A 22698-nucleotide genomic window follows, 5' to 3' on the forward strand; every position below is an offset into this window, starting at 1 on the left:
CTCTGGATATATTCCAGGAAGCAACTGCTTTTGTTATATTGAATTATGCTTTTGCCGTGAACAACAGTTCTTGTTCCTTAACGGTTGTACGACCAGCAGACTCAATAGAAGCATATTGATGCATATTGGTTATGATTACCGGTGTAATCGTTGTATAACCCGCTTTTTCAATCTCTTCCCGGTCGAATTCCATCAAGACATCACCCACAGAAACCTTGGTGCCTGCCTGAACTTTAGGAGAGAAGAACTGGCCTTTCAACTTCACCGTATCAATCCCGATGTGAATCAGCATTTCCGCACCTGTATCACTTACGAGACCAATGGCATGTCCGCTCTTCGATAATGAGAATACCGTTCCGTTGATTGGAGAAACAACGCGGCCTTCTGTCGGTTGAATTGCAAAACCTTTACCCATAATTTCTTCAGAAAACGCAGGGTCAGGAACTTCACTAAGCGGTTTCACTTCACCCGTGATCGGGCTATATACTTGCTCATCTTGTGCTTGTGTTTCTTCGGTTACTACTGGAGCAGTCGTTGTTTCTGGTTCTGTAGAAGCTGAAGTTGCAGCTACTTGCGGAGCATTATTTTCCTGGAATCCCAAGATGTACGTAATCAATGCTGCAGAGACAATCGCAATGACACCGCCCAGTATACCATAAATCAATGTACTGATGGACGGACTGATAAATGCTGCAAGTCCTGGCAAACCTACAAGACCTGTTAGTACAAATGCTTTTACCTTGACAATACCCATAAAGCCACCACCGATTGCCCCACCGATGAGCGCAGCAATAAACGGTTTTTTGTATCTCATATTAACACCATACATCGCTGGTTCAGTAATCCCCATAAATGCTGTCAGACCTGTGGAATAAGCCATAGATTTCGTTTGTCCATTTTTGGAACGGAGTCCTACACCAATCGCTCCACCCGCTTGAGCCCAGTTCGCTGCAAGCATCAAAGGAATAATAAAGTCATAACCTAATGTTGTCATGGAACCAACAACGATCGGTAGCAACGCATAGTGCATTCCTGTAATAATCAGCAGTGACATTGTACCACCAATCAGAATACTTGCGAGGATGGACGCATTATCGAACAACCAAGCAATACCGCCAGACATACCATTACCGATAATGGAACCCAGTGGTCCAATCGCAATCAATGTAAGTGGAACCATGATCAGCAAGGTCACCGTCGGTACGACGATGAGTTTTACCGATGAATGGGTAATGCGGTCAACCGCTTTTTCCACGTAAGAAGCAATCCAGATCGCAATAACAATCGGAATAACCGTTGAGGAATAGGTTGCTGCAACGACTTTAATCCCCGCGAACGATGAGTTTCCTTCTGCCAGTAAAGCTGTAATGGTCGGATGCATAATCCCGGCTGCAAGCGCTGCACCGATATACATATTGCTTCCCAATTTCTTAGCAGCACTGATGGCAAGAATGATTGGCAGGAAGTAGAAAGCACCGTCACCAATCGCAGATAAGATAACATAAGTCGAACTCCTATCGGACAGCCAGCCAAACGCTACAAGGATCGCCACGATCCCTTTGATCATACCTGCGCCGGTAATCGCCGGGAGGATTGGAGTAAATACGCCTGAGATGAAGTCAAACAGGGCACTTATCGGATTTCTCTTTTGTTTCGGGCCTGTAGAAGCCGTAGAAGATCCGGCATTTGCACCTTTGGACATGTTGCCTACCAGCGCGTTGTATACCTTCGGTACATCGTTACCGATGATGACCTGGAACTGTCCGCCATTCTCCATAACACCCATAACTCCAGGTGTGTTCTTTAATGTTTCTTTGTCTGCTTTTTTGTTGTCATTCAAGTTAAATCTGAGTCTTGTCATACAGTGGGTCACTTGATCCACGTTTTCTTCGCCACCAACAAGCTTCAGAATATCTTTGGACAATTGTTGTTTATCCATTGTGTTTTGCTCCTTTTATGTGTATTGAAGGTTTAAAAAAAACCTAAACACCGATCCATGACAAAGCATAACAGCTTATCATGTTTCAACGTTTAGGTTTTGCCTTTTTTGCAGTAACAATCCCAAATTATTCGATTGTTTGTTCATTTCGGACAATACGTTCGATGTGGATCGTGAGATACAACACTTCTTCCTTCGACAAGACCCGATTATAGATTTTACGTGTATAATCGTTAATCTTGACTGCACAAGCATGTGCTTCCGGATATTGTTTACTCACCAAATCATGAAGCGGATTATCCTCTTCCTTGTCTTCAATCGCTGTACCTTGCAGTACCCGTTGAGCGAAGAACTTCAAATGGGTCAGGAATCGGTAATAACTTAGTGAATCTTCGTCGAGCTCGATCACGAAACTGCGCCGAACGATGTTGAGAATATCCTTCACGATATTCGTAATGCTGATCGTTTCTCTCATCTCACCATTCATCTGGGCGTTAACCAGATGCATCGCGATGAATGCACATTCGTCCTCGGGAAGAAGAACACCTAGCGTTTCTTCAATAATCTGCAATGCCTTGAGACCGATCGCATATTCCTTCCGGTACATACGCTTGATTTCCCAAAATAATGCATTGCGGATCTGCAATCCTTGACGATGTCGGTCAATAGCAAAATGAATATGATCCGTCAGTGAAATGTAGATGCTTTCATGAAGCTTCTCACCCAGTACCGTCTCAGCGTAACGAATAATCTCATCCGAGCATTCCACATATTCCACCGGAATATCAGACAGAAGCGTCTTCAATTTCTGAGATACTTCTTTACTTTCGAGCGAAAATATTTTTTCGACGAGACTCTCGTCGATGAATTCACCAGTATGCTTTTTGAAGGCAATTCCACGCCCCATAACGACCAGTTCGTTACCTCCCGGGTCAATTACAGTGACTACATTGTTGTTAAGCACCTTCTCAATTTTCATTTCTTCACATCACCTTGCACCGTCAAAGTAGTAAAAGGCAAAACCAAAACAGGTCATGAAGTATGCCTGCCTCTGGTTTTGCCTGATTGAACAGTAACAATCCAGTATTTTTTAGCCTTGGGCCTATCTTACCATATTAAATCGCATGTGACAACGTTTTTCTGAAAGCGGTTAATGTGCGTTAATGCGACATAAAAGGCACTCATACAACAATGACTTTGGAATTATGCTTTTGCATTATTATCGACAAGACTTGCGCCATTTGTACTAATAACTTCTTTGTACCAGTGGAACGATTTCTTCTTATAACGCTCTAGTGTTCCTGAACCGTCGTTATTACGGTCTACATAGATAAAACCATAACGTTTCTTCATCTCTGCTGTAGATGCACTTACCAAGTCAATGCAGCCCCATGACGTGTATCCCATGACTTCGACACCATCTTCAAGCGCTTCACCAACTTGCACCAGGTGATCATTCAAGTATTGAATGCGGTAGTCATCATGGACTGTTTTATTGCCGTGTTCATCTGTAATGAGCTCATCGACAGCACCCAGACCGTTTTCGACAATAAACAATGGTTTCTGATAACGGTCCCAGTATTTATTGAGGGTTACACGCAAGCCCTGAGGATCAATCTGCCATCCCCATTCACTTGCTTTCAAGTAAGGGTTCTGAACTCCTACAAACAGGTTTCCTTTGCCCTCTTTACGTTTCTCCGGATCACCGGTCTCACAGATACTTACATAATAACTGAAGGAGATGAAATCTACGGTGTGCTTGAGAATTTCCTCATCCCCGTCTTCGAACTTAATGTTGATGTTATTCGCTTTGAAATAACGATTGATGTATTTTGGATAATACCCACGTGCATGGATATCGGCAAAAATATCATTACGTTGCTCTGCGTGCATCGCTGCAACAACGTCGTCTGGATTCGGTGTGAGCGGATATGTCGGCATGCTCAGCACCATGCACCCGATTTTCGCTTCCGGCATAATCTCATGGCCCAGTTTGACCGCAAGCGCACTAGCTACCAATTCATGATGAATCGCTTGGTACAGATCTTGCTTGGACAATTCGGATTTCGGTGTATAGATACCACCACTCATAAATGGTTCTTCCAGAATGGAGTTGATCTCATTAAACGTCAACCAGTATTTCACTTTGCCTTTGAAACGGTTAAACAGCACAGTGACATAACGTTCGTAAAACTCAATCATTTTACGATTAACCCATCCATCATAGGTTTTAGACAAATGTAGCGGCGTCTCGTAGTGAGAGATCGTTACGAGCGGTTCAATGCCGTATTTGTGACACTCATCGAACAGGTCATCATAGAATTGCAGACCTTTCTCGTTCGGCTCCAGTTCGTCCCCTTTTGGAAAAATGCGAGACCACGCAATGGATGTACGGAACACCTTAAAGCCCATCTCGGCAAACAGTTTGACATCCTCTTTGTAGCGATTATAGAAATCAATCCCGATCAATTTCAAGTTATCTTCGGTAGGGCCTTCAGTTCTTGGTGTTGTAATACCATGTGGCATAACATCCTGTACAGACAAACCTTTGCCATCGGCATTATACGCTCCTTCAAGTTGGTTCGCCGCTACCGCGCCGCCCCACAGAAAATCCTTCGGAAATGGTGTAGTCATTTGGCTTCATCCTCTCAACATTGAATGTTAGAATTTATTTTATATCCATTCCAAACTTTATTTTGTGCCCACTTGCTCAAGTCGCTGCATGATTTGCTCAAGCTGTGCACCTGTTACGATTTGCTTCATATCAAACTTGCCTTTGCTCACACCCGTCATTACACCAGCACGAGCACTATTCTGAATCGCCGCATATGCCCAATGCTTACTGTCGACATCGCCAAACATCAGCTCCACTGAATCTGTAGCAGGCTTCCAATCCTTATTAGTCAGGATCTGGTCTACAATAACTGCCATCTGCGCTCGTGTTACTTCGCTCTCTGGAGCAAACATTTGATTGCCAATGCCTTTCATCAGTCCCGCCTTAGTCACCTTCGTAATGGCTTGAGTAGCCCAGTCAGGAGCGCTGTCCATATAAGGATAATCCTCAGTTGCTGCTGGAAGTTGTAGAGCATCAGCTAAAACGACTGCGATTTGCGCACGAGTTACAGGTTCCGTAGGTTGTACATCATGCTCTGATGAACCTCCGGTCTGCTCTCCAGCTGTACCTTTATGAAGTTTGAACAGACTCGCGATAACCTCTTTATTGTTGAAAGCAGGTACCCATGACCAATGTTTCAAACCTCCATAGAATCTGTGACTATCCATGTATGCATCATCGTATAAAGTTAAACGCACCTGTTTAGCACCCATTTCCGTCAGTGCCTGATAAGCAAGTGAACTAGTACGACTATCTGTTGTTGGATCATTTTGAGCGTGCATAATCCACATCGGCACATCCACAATGCCTTTCAGTTCTTGCTTGAATGCATCAACGGAACCCGTATAGTCCGCAACGGTATCTTTGGCAGCAACGATAATTGCTCCAGCAAACAGGTCAGGATACTGCATTAGGAAGCGGAATGCACCTCCACCGCCACTGGATACACCAGACAGATAAATCCGGTCAGGGTCTACTTCACCTTCGGCAACAAGCTTTTGAATCAACTCAACCTGAGCTTCAAAATATGCCTTCATTATTGGTAGTTGCTCTGCATTGTTGTAAATTTTGAAGCTGTAATTCTCAGGATATTGCACCGCAAGTACAGAAGTATCATACCCTGATTCCGTCCAGACTACTGCACCGCGATTCGCGGTTAAATGATTGCGTCCGTCCGTTCCAACTTCACCACCGCCGTGAAGCCATACCATAAGCGGCTTTGCTTCCTTAGAAGGACTGCGTTTCAAGTTATAAGATAACGTTACACCGTTGCTCGCTGTGAATTGTGCTTTTTCAAACTCATCCACGGTACGTGTTTTCACCTGAGTAACACTTTTTTTATCAAAAGAAAGCTCTGGATACGTTTTGCTGGTTACGGCAAACTCGGATTTCAGACCTCCAGGATATTTGAAAGGTTTCACGGTCATGTGGATCGTATGATCCTTCATGGATAACGTGATGCCGTCATCTTCATAGTTGTCTTGCACAATTTCTCCTGCAGCATTTAACGGATAACCGTCATAATTCCCTGTAATATCAAAGTCAGATACCTTCAGATTTTTGTATTTTTCCACGTCTGAAACCGTAATGTCGAAAGATTCGACCATCTCACCCGGATCACCAACAAACGTATTCGCCTGAATTTGCGTCACTTGTGCGCTTGCTGCACCTGTTGTCCCAGGCCAGATCACACTTAGACTCAGCGTTAGTGCTAACATACAGGAAACGTGTTTGATGCCTTTGTTCCACTTCTTCAAAAGAACCCCTCCAGCTCATGTGATGTTTGATTGCAAAGTAAAAAGCGGACAAGCGCCAACCAAAAGGGTTGTATGAAGCGAAAGCTCATATCACACTTTTAAGTCAGGTTTTGCCCGCCCCTGTGCGGTAACAATCCTAAGAATGTCATCGCTGAATATCAGATCTTTGTTTCAGGTGTTTACAGTTGCTCACCATTGCTGGCAATCACATTTTTGTACCAATCAAATGAATCTTTTTTGGAGCGTGCAAGTGTTCCGTTACCTTCATCATCGAGATCCACGTAGATAAAGCCATAACGTTTGGACATCTCGGATGTCGACATACTCACGAGGTCAATCGGGCCCCATGCCGTAAAACCAATCAGCTCAACGCCATCTTTGATGGCCTCTTTCATCTGTTCGATGTGCTTTTTGAGGTAGTCGACGCGGTACGAGTCATGGATAGATCCATCCTCTTCCACTTTGTCGTACGCACCCAGACCATTCTCTACGATAAAGAGTGGTTTTTGATAACGATCCCAGAAGTTGTTCAACGTTACGCGCAGACCGATCGGGTCGATCTCCCAGCCCCAGTCGGATGCTTCCAGATAAGGGTTTTTCACGCCGCCTGTCAGGTTACCTGCCGTCTCTGCCGCATCCGCAGAAGCCGACTTGGTCACAGACATGTAATAACTGAAGGAGATGAAATCTACCGTGTTGTTCAGCAAAATCTCATCATCGCCTGCTTCTTTTTGAATGACAATGTTATTCTCATCAAAATAACGCGCCATGTAGTTCGGGTATTTACCACGAGCGTGCATGTCCGTAAAGAAGAGATTAAGCTGATTCTCATGCTGAGCCAGTTGAACATCTACCGGATTACAAGTCGCTGGATAAGTTTCCATACGCGCAAGCATACAGCCCACTTGGGAGCCAGGAATGATCTCATGTGCAAGCTTCGTCACCATAGCACTTGCTACAAATTGATGATGCAATGCTTGATAAGTGGTTTGAAGTTTGTTGTCCACTTTATCGATTAGAATACCGCCGCCAGTGTACGGACTGAACACCATCACATTGATCTCGTTAAATGTCAGCCAGTATTTCACTTTGTTTTTATAACGGTTGAATACCGTTTCAGCGTAACGAACATAATGTCCGATCACTTCACGGCCTGCCCAGCCATTGTATTTTTGCGTCAAACCAAGCGGAGTCTCATAGTGAGACAGTGTTACGAGCGGTTCAATGCCGTATTTATGCAATTCATCAAATACTTCATCATAGAATTTCAAACCTGCTTCATTTGGCTCTTGGTCATAACCGTTCGGGAAAATACGTGCCCAGTGAATGGACAAACGGAATACTTTGAAGCCCATTTCAGCGAACAGTGCAATATCTTCTCTAAAACGGTGGTAGAAATCAATACCAAAACGTTTCGGGAAACGTTCTTCAATTTTGCCAGCGAGAATCTCTTCGATTCGGGAAGAGGAAATTTCCATGGCATGTCCACCCGTACGCTTTTCTTTTGGCACATGAGCGATCATGTCCGCTGTGGAGAGACCTTTTCCGTCCTTATCGAATGCGCCTTCCAATTGGTTCGCAGCTGTAGCGCCGCCCCACAAGAAGTTTTCAGGGAATCCTTTTTTTGCCGTGGTCATCATAACAACCTCTTTTCGAAATAATTTTTGGTTTTCCATACGTAAGAGCAACTCCAAAACAGAGCAGAAAACAAGAAAAACCTAAACTCAGGGTAAAATAGCACCAAAAAAAGGGGCTTTCATTTCACCATCAGTTTAGGTTTTGCCTGTCTGCACAGTTACAATCCATCAAAAGATGTTATAACGTATTCTGTTGTTTTGCTCTTGTGATGTAAGCGTAACATATTTATTTTGTAAAATCAAATTCACCAAAACTATGCGGCCTTCGGCCACAATAAGATCACCTAACAACGTATTTATAATAATTATTATCTTATTTCTAACATCATTTCTAACATCATTTCCAAAACTATTTCTAACGTGGCATTCGCAAAATTGCTGCCCGTAGGGCATTGGTTCCTTCCTCCGTTTCCAGATAACTTGCAGGACTTTGGTCCCCCAGAGCTGGAACCTTTTTATCTATCCATTTCAATGCGGAATCTTTCATTTCACATAAAAGTACCCGGCCTATATCTTCTGGAATACCTCTTAATCGTGCCTCTTCTTTCCATTCATCGGGCAATTGAGCGTACCATTCATCAAATAGTTCAACAAAGGTATCCCAGTGCTCCTGTTTAAATGCAGACAAATACATATCTTGCATACTCATGTAACATTTCTCCTTCTCATTAAGATATGTAACTCCCTGGTCCTATCTCAGAGAATTCATCCTTAAGCCGCTTGTAGTCGCTGTTATAACTAGTAGACTTAATTTTAAATGATTTTCAGGGAGAGAACAATCAAGGAGGAACACATCATGACCGAAGAAGAAAACACATCGGGCTGGGACGCCATCGACCACGCTATACAGCAATTGTACGGAGAACAGGAACCTAAACATTATGGCACAGCCATTCCATATATGCTTGGCGGACCTGACCCACTGGACGGGATAAGTGCCTATGCGGTAGATACACCGATGCCTCATTGGCATTTTGTAACTTATGGTTTCTCGGAGCTCTACGGCAAAGAGGGCGATGATGCATCGAGAAGTGGATATGGTTTCGAACTTACTTTTCGCCTTACACGCTGTGAAAATGAATCAGAACCGCCGGCCTGGGCACTCAATCTACTCCAAAATATGGGGCGATATGTCTTCAACAGCGGTAACCTGTTTCAGCCCGGAGATTATCTGGATGCCAACGGCCCGATCTGCCTGAACTCCGATACACTCTTGACTGCACTTGCATTCATAGAAGATCCAGATTTACCTGAACTGAATACACCGAATGGTTCTGTTCAATTTATCCAAATGGTCGGTATGACCTGCCGTGAACTGGAGATGATTCAGAGCTGGAATACCCGCGGTTTCCTGGCTGCCTGTGAAAGCTATATGCCTAAATATGTAACGGATCTGATGAGGAATTCCTACGCAGATATCCCTTCGGTTATCCAAGCTACGGAGCGTGGCATTGAGGAAGACGGATCAAGCACCGCCTTTTTGTTCATCCAACAATTGAGCTGGGAGTCTCCACGCAAAAAACTGTTACAGAAAAACATCCCTGCCAAGCTTCAGCTAGGTGCCCAACAGGCAACTCTTCTGGGCAGCATCCTGCGGAGCCGAATCGCCAAAAAAGCAACGTTGTCCCTGATCGGGCCGGATATCAACATTGTCTTTGAAGCTGGGGAGCATGCATCTATGGTGGAAACGGAGCGAGAGGTCAGATTGACTGTGAATCAGCAAGCACTGAACGAAATTGTAGAGCAACTTCGTCCACAAGCCAGCTCCTTTCAGATCCCTTCACTGGACAAGTTCCTTATTGAGATTGTGCCCACGCAGATTAAAGATCAGGAAGGGAATGTGATCAAAACGATCGGCTAATCAACGCAATTGCATCAAGGAGGAATGACATGTCTGCTCATACATCGGTCTCAAGGCCATTGGAATACGGTACGGGAGTTCATACTGGAACTCCTGCTTCCTTTCACTATTTAGCTCAAAGCGGAATAGACCGACTATGCAAAATCAATCATTTTCTAATTCAAGCGTTCCGCCGCAGTATTTTGGATATCAAAGAGAATTTGACAGGTACTTATCTGTTCCTGCTAACAGATGTTAACGGCGTGCTGCTGTCCATGGATTACAGCTCTAATTTGGAACCGCGCGTAAAGCAATCTCCTATTCGACCGGGACTGAGTTTTTCAGCCCAGAGCTGTGGCGTTAATGCCATCTCCAGAACGATGGAGGATAATGCGCCCGTATTTTTGCTACCAGAGCAGCATGAAAGTCCATTTTTTCAAAGCTGGCACTGTTATGCCGTTCCTCTATACAAGGGGTCACAGCATTTCGGTTATCTCGATGTGTCTACAATAAACGCGGATATGCAGCGTGAACTCATGGCCATAGCCAAGTTGATCCCGGCAAATATGCAGAACCGTTACCAGAGCCAAAGCATGGCACATCAGAAGAAAAAGCTCCAAGTCGAATTCACAGAGCGGCAACTAACGATTCTAGAGATGATATCCCGCGGATGGACTGTGAAGGCGATTGCATTGCAACTTAAGATCAAGGAATGTACGGTCAATTATCATAAAAAAGTCATTTTTAACAAGTTAGGCGTTCAATCCAGCACAGAAGCTGTTTCAATGGCGAGTCAATTGTCTTATTTATAGGAGACCCCTATAGTTTCCTATAGGTGGCAATAGAGAACACATGTGCTACAATTTTAGTAAGCACAACAAAGAGAGAATAACTCACACATCTCAGGAGGGTATTATGTCTATTACGAGAAAAACATCTTTATTCGCTATGCTCATCATGATGATGATCGTAGTCGCTGCTTGCGGAGACAAAGCAGATAACAATGCGAAATCAAACGATCCTGCCGCAACCAAAACAACTACAGGCGCAGATGCCGGCACAGCCAAAACCGACGATACCGACAAATCAGGAGCGTCCAGCGAAGATAACAAAGAATCTGACAACTCATCCAAAGTAGAACTGGGGACAACGCAAAAGGGTTCTTACACTAATGACTATTTTGGCGTATCCCTGAAATTCCCTGAAGCATGGGAGTATCAGGATGCCGAGGGCATGAACCAACTGACGAGTGCTTCCTCTGAAGCCATTGCCGGTGACGATGAAAAGAAGAAAAAACAGATGGAACTATCTCAAACCAAGACATTGAACCTGCTTATGGCATCCCAATATCCGCTCGATGGCGGCCAGATCGGCCCTTCTGCAATGGCCATTGCCGAGAAGGTTAGCTTGCTGCAAGGCATTCGTACAGGAGAGGACTATCTGAAAGCTACCAAGAAGTTCATGGAAGACAGCAACTTCCCTTATGAATACAAGGACTTCACAAAAGAAACCATCGGTGGCAAAGAAATGGACCTAATGCAGATCACGACGGATGCAGGGGACGGAAGCAAAATCACTCAGGAATACTACAGCACAATTATTGAAGGTTATGCGTTCAACTTCATCTTCACATATCTCGATGCAGACAGCAAAGCCGAGATCAACAACATTAAGAAGTCGGTTCAATTCAAATAAAACCAAAACCCCGGCAGCGATCTGAACAGATCACGCCGGGGTTCTTTGTTCTTTTTTTAACCAGACAGGGCAACCCAATGTCCTTCTTTCACTTCGACCCAGCGCGAATGCTCCAGATTATATCGGTCTCCTGTGCCACTGGTTTCCTTCTCCTGATCTACCAAAGCGATACGTGGCTTATTCCTCTCCACCGCCGGATCAGGAACCGGAATGGCCGATAGTAATGCCTTCGTATACGGGTGCTGCGGATTGGCATATAGTTCTTCACTCTCGGCCAGCTCCACAATTTTGCCGTTATACATGACAGCTACCCGATCACTGATATGTTTGACCATCGACAGATCATGTGCGATGAACAAATACGTTAGACCCAAACGCTGCTGTAGCTCTTCAAGCAACTGCACAATCTGTGCCTGAATAGAGACATCCAGTGCAGACAACGGCTCGTCGCAAACAATAAACTCCGGCTCTACCGCCAGCGCTCTTGCAATGCCAATTCGCTGACGTTGTCCTCCTGAGAACTCATGTGGATATCGCTGTGCATGTGATAAATCAAGTCCCACCATCTCCAGCAGTTCTTCCACTCGCTTCTGTCGTTGAGCCGCATTTCCTGCAAGCTGATGGATATCAAGCGCCTCGCCAATGATGTCCATAATTCTCATTTTGGGATTTAGAGAAGCATACGGATCTTGGAAAATGATCTGCATATGTCGTCGCATCGTTTTCATCTCACCAGGTGAGAGTCGCTGCAACGGAATGCCTTTGAACAGCACATCCCCCCCCGTTGGCTCATGCAGACGCAGAATCGCTCGTCCCGTGGTAGATTTCCCGCTACCTGACTCTCCTACAACGCCAAGTGTTTCCCCTTGACGGATATGAAAGCTGATATCGTTCACGGCTTTTAACGTATTGCCCTTGCCGAGGTTAAAATACTGTTTGAGAGATTTGACCTCCAGCAACGGCTGATCATCTTCCATATCTTTGGATACCTGCGAGACTAGCTTCGGCTTCTTCTTCTCATCCAGCCTAGGCAGTGCGTTCAACAGACGGATGGTATACGGATGTTTAGGACTCGCAAAAATCTCCGCCGTGGTGCCCGTCTCCACGATCTCTCCCTCTTTCATTACAACCACCCGGTCACACATGCCGGCAACCACACCCAAGTCATGTGTAATCAGAATAATCGACGTACCCATCTGTTCTTGCATATCCTTCATCAAGTTCAAAATCTGTGCCTGAATCGTTACATCCAGAGCCGTAGTCGGCTCATCGGCGATTAATAGTTCAGGACGACAAGCAAGGGCGATACCAATCATCACCCGCTGACGCATGCCACCGGAAAATTCATGCGGATACTGATTATAACGGATAGCGCTTTGTTTGATGCCTATTCGTTCCATCATGGCGATGGCTTGTTTTTTCGCTTCCCTTTTCGATAACTTCTGGTGTTTGATCAAACTTTCCGAGATTTGCTGACCAATCTTGATCGTTGGATTAAGCGAACTCATGGGGTCTTGGAAGATCATACCGATGTCCCGGCCACGAATATGCTCCATCTCTTTTTGTGATTTCCCAGCAAGATCTACACCTTTAAATAGAATTTCACCCGATTTCATCTGTGATGGGGGAGAGGCAAGCAACCTCATAATGGAGCGTGCGGTTACGCTCTTACCACTGCCTGATTCTCCAACAATGCCCAGCGTTTCCCCTTTCCGCAGTTCAAAGCTAACCTGCTTGACCGCCTGAAACTCACTATCACCCGTGTAAAAAGAGACGGACAAATCATTTACTCTCAGCAAAGGTTCCACGACGTGCACCATTCCTTTCATATCTGCTCTATCTTCTCATATGTAATCAATTCCATACCTTGACAATTAAACATACCCTACATAATATATACTATATTGATCGGAATAATGCAATTTATACTTCAGTGAAAGGAGGGTTACCGTTTGACAGCTGAAGCGGAAAATCATCACACCTCCCGTCTGGTGAATCATCTACGTTTTATTTATGGTAAAATGCTGCTTCATCCCGTCTATCGCTATGTATTGATCGTTCTCGGATTACCGATCAACCTGATCGTTTATATGGTCTGGCTTTCCAAGCGTAAACAAGATGACTGGTCAGCTGTAAAACAACAGGCTGAACAGGAGATGCATACCTCATCCTACCGTGACACCAAACGATTGGAACTGGAAGAACAACTGAGGCGCAAGCATCGCTTCTTCAAGCAAGAGGTCAGCGAGGCAGCATTCAAACAACAGGCTGAGAGCTGGCTTGAGGAAACTTTTCAGAAGGAACTGCTGGAACGAACGACCCATAAGTTAGAACAAAAGGGAAAACATCGTCTCGGAATTCAGGATACATTCGGTACCTTACTAGCGAAACCTTGGTTTCTAGCCTTATCGATCATCCCGGGATGTCTAATGTATCTGACTCTTCTGGTATATGGTAATGCTTATCTAAAGTACATATTTGAAAGACTACTCATGACCATCTTTGTCATTCTGGGTGTAGCAACGCTAGTATTTACGATTTTGTACTTGTCTCCGTTCAACCCGGCGGCCAACATTCTCGGCGTAACGGCAACACAAGAACAGATTGCAGCCTTTAATCATGTGTACGGCCTGGATCAGCCTTATCTAACACAACTATGGAATAATATCAAGGGTATTGCCATGTTTGATCTTGGCAAGTCGTTTGCAGGAAATGAGATCGTGACGGATACAATCGCCCGAAAGTTTCCCATTACGCTAACCCTTGCCGTGATTTCCCTGCTGTTAGCTATTGTCATTGCTTTACCTATTGGCATTATCTCGGCGCTCAAGCCTAACTCCTGGTTTGACTACACATTTATGTTCATCGCTCTCATTGGACTGTCTATTCCGAACTTCTGGCAAGGTCTGATCTTCATTCTGAATTTCTCGATTAAAATGCAGTGGCTTCCCGCTACCTTTAATCCTCAGAACTGGCTGTCCATGATTATGCCGGTCATCGTGCTGGGGACAGGACTTACGGCTGCGGTTGCACGGATGACCCGTTCATCCACACTGGAGGTCATTCACGAGGATTATGTCATGACTGCCCGGGCCAAGGGGCTAAGTGAGCGACAAGTGATGCTGAAGCACGCGGTGCGTAACGCGCTGATTCCTATCATTACTGTCGTGGGTCTTCAATTCGGAGCTATGCTTGGCGGGGCCGCTGTAACAGAGAAGGTATTTAATATCAGCGGACTGGGAAGTTACATCGTGGATAAGCAATTCATACCCGATATTCCGAGTATCATGGGCGGAGTAATCTACACAGCGATCACGATTTCCATTGTGAATGTTGTGGTTGATCTGTTTTACGCATTTATCGATCCAAGGGTTCGCTCCAAAATGAAACAATATTAAAGCAGGTGTACTATGACAAAATCAAGCTCCCTTACACAGGAAATGCTTTTCCGGCTCAAGTCTTCGCAAGAATACAGTCAAGCCAGCTTCGCATGGATCACTTCGGTTCTGCTGACTCTGTTATTGTTGTTGAACAGTTATGACTGGAGCGGGCAGGCGTTCAAGCCATTTATAGCTGGAGTGGCCGGCATTTATCTATTCTTCACCTTCATTCAGAGTCTGCTTCTTATTCGGATCAGACAGGATTTAATACAGCGCGGGGTTATACGTGTTCTGACACGTAGACTCGCATGGGTACAGTTGCTGGCTGCTTTGACAGGTAATATTTTCATTGTAACGGCTGCCTTCCACCTGATTCGAAAACGAAAAAGTATTGAATATACATTTGCTGTATACGCACTGTTAACCCAGTTATTTGTGATCGGTGTATCGGCTCTGAATGTGTTCAAGCCTTATGTTGCGGATACCTTTTTGCCTTCGATGGCGGCGCTGTTATGTATTCTCGTCATTGATTTGATCGTATTGATCATTGTATCAAGGTATGATGCGACTTCTCCTCTGCCTCGCTGGATGATGGTTGTAGGTGCAGTGATGATCGTTAGCGTAATTACGGGCAACGTTTTCGCGTTGCTGCTGGGGATCTCGATCCTTCGCCGGCTCAGCAGACAAGGCAAACATGGAACGAATTTCTGGAATGATCTGTGGGAGCGTCTTGCTCCCAATATGACCGCGATGTCCGGACTCTTTTTCATCATCTTCCTGTTCTCGATCTCCATCTGCAGTTTCTTCACCTTCGACTACAGCATGGCGGTGGAAAATAATTATTCGGCCCTGCTTCAGTCACCTTCTCTGGCCTATCCGCTAGGAACGGATGATTTCGGTCGATGTCTATTTTCCCGAATCGTGTTTGGTGCACGGATTTCGTTAATCGTCGGTTTTATGTCAACTCTGATTCCGGTTGTGATTGGCGGTGTGCTGGGTGCCTTCTCGGGTTTCTACGGAAGACATACGGATAACATTATCATGCGACTGCTGGATATCCTGTACGCCATTCCGGGGATCTTGCTCGCCATCGCGATTATCGCAGCTTTCGGTGCTAACACGGTAAATCTGATCATCGCATTAAGCCTGGGCTCCATTCCAACGTATGCCCGAACAATGCGGGCCAGTGTTCTTTATGTATCTACCTTTGAGTTTGTCGAGGCGGCGCGTGCCTTGGGATACACCAATCGTACGATTATTTTCAAGCACATCATTCCCAACTCGCTCGCACCGATGATTATCAAATCCACGCTGACGATTGGCGGAGCTGTCATTGCAACCAGCAGTTTGAGTTATCTCGGGCTGGGTGTAGAACCACATATTCCGGAATGGGGCAACATTCTGAAGCTGGGAAGCACCTATCTGGAGACTCATTCGTATCTAGCGATTTATCCGGGACTGGCGATTATTTTGCTTGTTCTTTCGTTTAACTTTCTCGGTGACGGACTGCGGGATGCGCTTGATCCCAAGCTTGAGAAGGCGTGACGATGATTTTAAATTTACATGATTTTTAAAAGTTGAACTATTCTTTTACACAGAAACGGAGAGGACAGAAAAAACCTGGAAAAGCGAAGCGCTCGCCTTTATCACCGGATTTTCCCCTTTCGAAAAGGGAATCAAAAAAATCTGGGGATAACAGCGATTGAAAGGTTATTCTGTCATCGGAGTGCTCCGTGTAAACCCTTAGTTCAATTTCCATAGAAAAAATCGATACATCACATCTATTAACAAAATGGAGGTATTCTCATGAAAAAACGTACACTTGTCGCCTTGCTGCTGATTCTCGTGCTGGTGATCTCCGGCTGCAATGTGAAAACCAAAACCGAATCGCAGGAGCAGAACCAACCTTCCGATACAACAGAGACCACATCAAAAGCGGTTGACATTGAATTGCTTGCCATTAGTTCTTCCGAGAATGATGTCAACATCATCCGTGATCAGCTGACCAAAAACGGCTTCAATGTAAAGCTGAATCTGCAACCGGATTACGGAAGCTTTAAGTCCCAGCAGGACGCTGGCAACTATGATATCGCATTGTCCAGCTGGACAACGGTAACGGGCAATCCGGACTATGCGGTTCGCTCTCTTTTCAAAACAGGCGGGGATTACAGCATTCTGGCGGATCAAGAGATCGATAAATTAATCGATCAGGCCGCTACGCAGACACCTGATGAGTACAAAGAAACGTATAAAAAGTTGGAAGACCGTTTGGTTACAGATCAGGCGTACATCGCTCCGCTGTATATTTCTCTGAAAAGTCAGGCGGTGAACAAGGACATTCTGAATGTCGATACCGTTCGTCTGTCCAAATCCCGTGCCATGGCGTGGGAACCGATTGAGTTCAAGGACAGCTCCAAAAACAGTAAAGATCCGTTGATTCTGACACAAGCAGCATCTGTACTGACTTCCCTCGATCCGATCAAAGGAAACGATGGTTCCATCAACCAACTCAATACCAATATGTACGTGCGTTTGGTGAATCTGACGGATGACGATCAACTGACAGCGGATGGATCGCTCTCACGTAATTTCACAATTGCAGATGGCAATTCCGAATACTATTTCGTACTTCGTGACGATATCAATTTTGCTAAAATCGAAAACAAAAAGGCTGTCGATACCGGAGAACGTGTAGGCGCAGATGACGTCATCTTCTCCCTCGACCGTGCCAAAAATAAAGATTCCGTTCCGGATCACCGCACGTACAGTCTGCATGAACATATCAAACAAGCGGAACTCGTTACAGACCTGAGCGCACTGGAGTCAGTGAAACAGTCCGGAGGTAGCGGAACCGTGCTGGAAGCTCTGAATCAAGGACTCGACAGCGATATCAAGGAACTGGTTAGCGACAAAAAACAGGCTAATAACGGTGCAGGCAAATACCAAGTGGTTAAAGTGACTACAACTGAACCGTTCCCGCAAGTGCTGAACTATCTGGCGCACCAATCGGCTGGTATCGTATCCAAGAAACAAGTCGAAAGCATCAATACGTATGATGTCGCGTCCTTCGATGTGAACAAGGATATTCCTTATGGCGATCAGAATACCGTGACCGAGGGTGCCAACTATAACAACACACTTTATACAAGCGGTCCTTATATCCTCTCTTATAAAAATGACTACGAAGGCGTGTTCCTGAAAAACCCGGGATACCGCAAAGGTTCCGACTTCGCAGGCAAGATTGATCAGGTAAACGTACGCTTCATTGCCGATGCTGACAGTGCTCTCTCTGCGCTTCGTAGCAGTGAAATCCACCTGTATTACGGTGTACCTGAGACGAAATACGACATTATCCAGAATGACAGCAAATTGCACTTGCAAAGCATTCCAAGTAATGCCGTATCCTATCTGCTGTTTAACACAGCCAATCGTGAAGTGGCCAAGAGCAGTGATCTGAGAAAAGCAGTGCTGTACTCCATTAATCAGGATGAGATTCTGCAATTCTACAAAAACAACAAGCTGAAAGCTTACTCCACCGTAAGCCCACTTGTACAAACCGGGAATGAACTTAAGGCTGATCCAGCCAAAGTGAAAGAATTCCTGAGCAAGTATAACGCGTCAAAATAAACCACCTGAACACAAAAGGCTGTCACCAGGATCATGCAGATCCAGCGGTGACAGCCTTTTTCCTATCCATCATTCCGGCACTTGGCAATCTGCCAAAATGTCTGGATAATGCCTCATGCTATCCGCTTCTGTAATGCTGCGGATCACTCTACACGGCACACCAGCTGCAAGCGAATGCGGTGGAATGTCACGTGTAACCACGCTCCCTGCCCCAATGACACATCCGTCTCCAATCGTGACACCTCCGCATACTGTCACATTCGCGGACAACCACACATCATTACCGATGGTAACCGGTTTGGCATAACAGAGTGATTTCAGCTCACCATGTTGATTCAGCATCTGCCTCCGTTCACTCGCAATCAAAGGGTGAACAGGCGTAACGATAGTAACATTGGGACCAAAGCTGGTGTAATCTCCAATCGTAACTTGTGCATCATCCTGTATGGTCAGATTGTAATTCGCAAAAAAGTGATGGCCGATCCGGGTATGCACCCCATAGTGAAAGAAAATCGGGCCCTGCATAAATCCGCCTTCCCCTATTTCCCCCAGCAACTGTTGTACGATTTGCTGTCTTTCCTCCGTTTGTTCTTCAAAGGTTTGGCTATAACGCTGACTGAGATGATGAGCTTTTCTTTTGATGTCCTTCAGTTCCGGATCAGCCGGACTGAATAACATGCCCTTCATAATTCTCTCTTCTTCACGCATCGCGATTCCCCCTCATCTATAGGTTATGCCTGCAAATCCATGATCGCCTGAATCGTTCGCAATACGCCATTTTCATCATTGGATTTCGTAATGAATTGCGCGGCACGTTTGGTATTCTCGCATGCATTGCTCACAGCAAAGCTGTATTTGGCAATAGCCATCAGTTCCACATCATTTTCGCCATCACCGAAGGACATCGTTTCACGTGAAGTTACGCCCAGCATCTCCTGCAATGTTTTGACCGTTTCACCTTTGTGTGTGTGCAGTGCCGTAATATCAAGCCACCTTGGCTCAGAATCAACAATATAGATTTGTCCTTCCATCGTGTGCTCCACATGTTTTCGTAATGCTGTGCAACGACCTTGGGTATCGAATACCGTAATTTTAATAAAAGAAGTGCTGATGCCTGCAAAAGAGTCCGTTTTGATGACCTGTTCATACGAGCCTTTCACAACGTCATACATCTCATCCGAAATCGAAGTATGCACATAAGCTGCATCGCTTGCACAGACAATAATCGTCATTTGGGGATCAAATGATTGAATTTCCTGAATAGCTTGCAATGCTAGTGCAGGCTCCATGCTAAACTCCCGAACCACCTGCCCATCCTTCTTGATTCTGGCCGCACTGTCTCCAAGTATCCAAACTCCCTTGCCGTGCTCACCAAATAATTTTTCAACACGCTCGCACTGCTTTCCGGTACATGCTACAAAAGTAATGCCTTTACGTTTCATCCCCTCATGAACTTCGTTGAATAACTCCATATCAAATGATCCTTTACTGTTTAGAAAAGTTCCGTCCAAATCGGTTACAACCAGTTTAATCATGATGTGTCCCTTCAGTTGATTGATAGGTGATGTTTATAAACAATATTTATAAAGTATGCAGAAAGTTCTCTTTGCCGTAATAGAATCGTATCCCGTGTAACTGGTTCCATGTCAACAAGAAATTTCCGAAGAACGTCGTGTACTCATGTCAGCAAAAAAATCCACAGAACTCGTCCTGCGGATCATAACACTTCAGATAATATGGAGGATTTCAAAGCTTGAAGAACCACACCTCTCAACCCTGCATCAAAGTCATCCTGAAACGAGTTCTGGTATACAATCTCAGGCAGTGTCGGCATCATATGCTCCTTTACATATTGTCTCCACGCCGAGTCGAGCACTTCTGTCTCCACTCGCTCCTGATAGATGACAATCTGATGAGGGGCAACAACCGCATTAACCGTTTGTAGAATCCGGCACACATGACCCGTATAGTCTTCGTTGCTCATTTCCTGTTTCCAGTCGGGTGAGTACGGAAGATACTTGATCTCACCGAACATCCCGTTTTTGCCACGGATGATTTGTCCGTTCAGCACCATGCCCATACCAGGCGGGTAACGATTTGGAAAATAAATGCCCGCTACATCCTGCCCCTTTGTATGCATATGTTGTGTGTAGTAGCCGCTAACCGCTGCATTGACATCATTCTCTACAATTACAGGTAACTGGAATTCACGCTCAATCTCCCGAATCAGATGGGAATGAATAAGCTCGTCATGGCTACTTACCGTGATATCCCCGTCGACAGCCTGACCCGGGATACCTATTCCGATCATATGGATGGAAGGATGTGCCACAATGAAACGTGCTATAAGTTGCAGCACATGCTGTTTATCAAAAACAGGTAGCATGTTCTCTTCCTTCAGCACAATCTCATTCTCGAGATTGATTACCGTGGCCGAGATTAACCCCTGACCTTTCATTTCTTTCATGGACAAAACCAACGCAAGTCTATAATTGTAATTGTATCGGTATGCTTGAGCAGGGCGACCACCGTTCGAGGGAACGATTTGATCTTGAATCAGCTCTCCGCCATCACATAACTCCTGAATTAGAGCGTTAATGGTAACTACACTAAGATTCGTTAATGAAGCAAGCTGCGGTTTCGTTGCGGTTTCCTGTTGCTGCATGACTTCACGCACATTATTCATATTGATGTGTTTCATCATTGTAGCGTTTGCCTTTTTCATAACCCTCTCGTTTCCACTCTGGTTCAAAAGACCAAAGCAATCGTATTCATGTTATCGTACTCGATATCATAACATTATACATTGCTTTGCACATAATGCTCATTCAAACAGATCATCTATAGATCGTACAGGTTGTACGTCCATCGACTGTTTGGACAAAGCCATGTTCGCGTAAACACCTGCCCAGATGACAACAGCCATAATTAAATAAGCCATCTTTCTCTCCTCCTCCTTAATTCTTGTGTAATTGTTGTGGTCTCACGACTAAGCGATTGACAATTTCTGCACAAACCAGCATAAGAACAAGTAGTACAAGCACAACAATCGGAAAAGAAGCCGTTCCTGCTTTCGATGCCAGCAATCCAAAAAGCGGCGGTAGCAATGTGGTGCCTGTATAAGCAACTGCCATCTGATAACCCATTAGTCTCGCTGCACTGCCTTTACCGAAACGGGTGGGGGTTTCATGCAAAAGTCCAGGATAGATTGGAGCCAATCCGAGGCCGATCAGTACCAAACCGCCAGCAGCAAACCCGGAAGGCAAGGGCAGCAATAAGACAATTCCACCGATAATGGTGGTCCATTGACCGTAGCGGATGAGCAGCAGGTTAGATACCTTTAAGGTAATAAAGCCTGTAATGAGCCTTCCGAATGTGATCCCCGCATAATAGAGCGAAACCCATCCTGCAGCCACTTCTGCCGAAACATTTCTTGTACCGACAAGATAACTAGCCCCCCAGAGTCCAACAGTCATTTCAACCCCACAATAGAACAGAAAAGCAAAAAGTGTAGGTTTAACCCCTTTTATATTCAGGAGCTTTGTCGTTAAGGTCTCGTCCGCTTCATCCACCGCTTTGCTGTCCAGCAGATTCGGAGTCTGGCGGGTCGCTGCCACACGTTTCCACAATGGCAAGGTAAGCAGGAGCACAATGACCAGACTAAATTGAATAGCGGCAACGGCTGCGTACCCACCTCTCCAGGAGTGCTGACCTGCAATAGAGGCAGCCATGATGAACGGTCCCGTTGTTGCACCTACACCCCAAAAGCAATGCAGCCAGTTCATATGGTGAGCCCTATAATGTTCTGCCACATAATGATTCAACGCTGCATCTACCGCACCCGCTCCCAGTCCAAGGGGAATAGCCAGTATAATAAACCAGACCAGAGAGGGAGCCATGGAAAATCCAAGCAGAGAAACGGCCGTGAGCAAACAACTAAGTAATGTAATGCTGCCTGTACCCAGCTTGCGGATTATACGACCACTTGCGAGACTGGAGACGATCGTTCCAGCTGCAACAATCATGGATACAAGACCTGCTGCTCCAACCGAGGAGCCAATCTCTGGCCATATGACCGGCCATGCAGAACCGAGCAAAGAATCCGGGAGCCCCAAACTGATAAATGCCAAATAGATGATCAATAAAAACCAGGTTGCCAACGGCATTGCTCCTCTCAAGATGCGAATGCTTACTTTTCAGAACTTAATA

The 22698-nt window shown here is 45.3% G+C and carries 17 protein-coding genes; 6 read left to right on the plus strand and 11 right to left on the minus strand.

The genetic code is table 11. The features are described from left to right. Positions 1-43 precede the first annotated feature (43 nt). The 6 genes from ACT89M_RS21030 to ACT89M_RS21055 all read right to left on the minus strand — a co-directional run bounded on the left by ACT89M_RS21030 (position 44) and on the right by ACT89M_RS21055 (position 8596). On the minus strand, positions 44-1939 hold the full coding sequence (locus ACT89M_RS21030) for a beta-glucoside-specific PTS transporter subunit IIABC (protein WP_487344813.1): 1896 nt from the start codon (positions 1937-1939) through the stop codon (positions 44-46). 127 nt (positions 1940-2066) lie between these two features. Then, positions 2067-2918 (minus strand): BglG family transcription antiterminator LicT, encoded by an 852-nt coding sequence (gene licT / locus ACT89M_RS21035; RefSeq protein WP_090915167.1) that lies wholly within the window; start codon positions 2916-2918, stop codon positions 2067-2069. 224 nt (positions 2919-3142) lie between these two features. Next, positions 3143-4573 carry a glycoside hydrolase family 1 protein gene (locus ACT89M_RS21040; protein WP_487344814.1) on the minus strand — a complete coding sequence of 477 codons (1431 nt, stop codon included), beginning with the start codon at positions 4571-4573 and terminating at the stop codon, positions 3143-3145. A 57-nt stretch (positions 4574-4630) separates the two neighbouring features. Continuing rightward, complete coding sequence (locus ACT89M_RS21045; protein WP_487344815.1) at positions 4631-6310, minus strand: S-layer homology domain-containing protein; 1680 nt, start codon at positions 6308-6310, stop codon at positions 4631-4633. Between the two features lie 179 nt (positions 6311-6489). Beyond that, a complete protein-coding gene (locus ACT89M_RS21050; protein ID WP_253499952.1) occupies positions 6490-7947 on the minus strand; it encodes a glycoside hydrolase family 1 protein in 1458 nt (485 codons plus the stop codon). Positions 7948-8302: 355 nt separating this feature from the next. Beyond that, positions 8303-8596, minus strand: a complete 294-nt coding sequence (locus tag ACT89M_RS21055; RefSeq protein ID WP_154887795.1) for an antitoxin Xre/MbcA/ParS toxin-binding domain-containing protein — start codon at positions 8594-8596, stop codon at positions 8303-8305. Positions 8597-8743: 147 nt separating this feature from the next. Between ACT89M_RS21055 and ACT89M_RS21060 the strand changes: the two genes are divergently transcribed. The 3 genes from ACT89M_RS21060 to ACT89M_RS21070 all read left to right on the plus strand — a co-directional run bounded on the left by ACT89M_RS21060 (position 8744) and on the right by ACT89M_RS21070 (position 11482). Next, entirely contained in the window at positions 8744-9808 is a 1065-nt protein-coding gene (locus tag ACT89M_RS21060) for a suppressor of fused domain protein (RefSeq protein WP_308722887.1), read from the plus strand. Positions 9809-9837: 29 nt separating this feature from the next. After that, positions 9838-10599, plus strand: coding sequence for a helix-turn-helix domain-containing protein (locus ACT89M_RS21065; protein ID WP_487344816.1), 762 nt, complete (start codon positions 9838-9840; stop codon positions 10597-10599). Positions 10600-10702: 103 nt separating this feature from the next. Further along, on the plus strand, positions 10703-11482 hold the full coding sequence (locus tag ACT89M_RS21070) for a hypothetical protein (protein WP_487344817.1): 780 nt from the start codon (positions 10703-10705) through the stop codon (positions 11480-11482). A 56-nt stretch (positions 11483-11538) separates the two neighbouring features. Here ACT89M_RS21070 and ACT89M_RS21075 read toward each other — a convergent pair whose 3' ends face one another. After that, positions 11539-13290, minus strand: a complete 1752-nt coding sequence (locus tag ACT89M_RS21075; RefSeq protein WP_487345321.1) for an ABC transporter ATP-binding protein — start codon at positions 13288-13290, stop codon at positions 11539-11541. Positions 13291-13503: 213 nt separating this feature from the next. On the opposite strand from ACT89M_RS21075, the gene ACT89M_RS21080 reads away from it, so the two are divergent. The 3 genes from ACT89M_RS21080 (at position 13504) to ACT89M_RS21090 (ending at position 18489) form a co-directional block, all read left to right on the plus strand. Further along, the gene (locus ACT89M_RS21080) at positions 13504-14880 is read left to right on the plus strand and encodes an ABC transporter permease (RefSeq protein ID WP_487345322.1); all 1377 of its coding nucleotides are present in this window, start codon (positions 13504-13506) and stop codon (positions 14878-14880) included. Positions 14881-14892: 12 nt separating this feature from the next. Further along, entirely contained in the window at positions 14893-16407 is a 1515-nt protein-coding gene (locus ACT89M_RS21085) for an ABC transporter permease (protein WP_487344818.1), read from the plus strand. Positions 16408-16668: 261 nt separating this feature from the next. Beyond that, the gene (locus ACT89M_RS21090; protein WP_487344819.1) at positions 16669-18489 is read left to right on the plus strand and encodes an ABC transporter substrate-binding protein; all 1821 of its coding nucleotides are present in this window, start codon (positions 16669-16671) and stop codon (positions 18487-18489) included. Positions 18490-18558: 69 nt separating this feature from the next. Here the strand turns inward: ACT89M_RS21090 and ACT89M_RS21095 are convergent, their stop codons facing one another. From ACT89M_RS21095 to ACT89M_RS21110, 4 genes are all read right to left on the minus strand, one after another. After that, positions 18559-19197, minus strand: coding sequence for a sugar O-acetyltransferase (locus ACT89M_RS21095; RefSeq protein WP_253492074.1), 639 nt, complete (start codon positions 19195-19197; stop codon positions 18559-18561). Positions 19198-19220: 23 nt separating this feature from the next. Further along, entirely contained in the window at positions 19221-20024 is an 804-nt protein-coding gene (locus ACT89M_RS21100; RefSeq protein WP_308722892.1) for an HAD-IIB family hydrolase, read from the minus strand. 182 nt (positions 20025-20206) lie between these two features. Next, positions 20207-21214 carry an ROK family protein gene (locus ACT89M_RS21105; protein WP_154887778.1) on the minus strand — a complete coding sequence of 336 codons (1008 nt, stop codon included), beginning with the start codon at positions 21212-21214 and terminating at the stop codon, positions 20207-20209. Positions 21215-21446: 232 nt separating this feature from the next. Further along, complete coding sequence (locus ACT89M_RS21110; RefSeq protein WP_154887776.1) at positions 21447-22655, minus strand: MFS transporter; 1209 nt, start codon at positions 22653-22655, stop codon at positions 21447-21449. Positions 22656-22698 lie beyond the last annotated feature (43 nt).

The sequence above is a fragment of the Paenibacillus sp. NN59 genome, assembly GCF_057597225.1.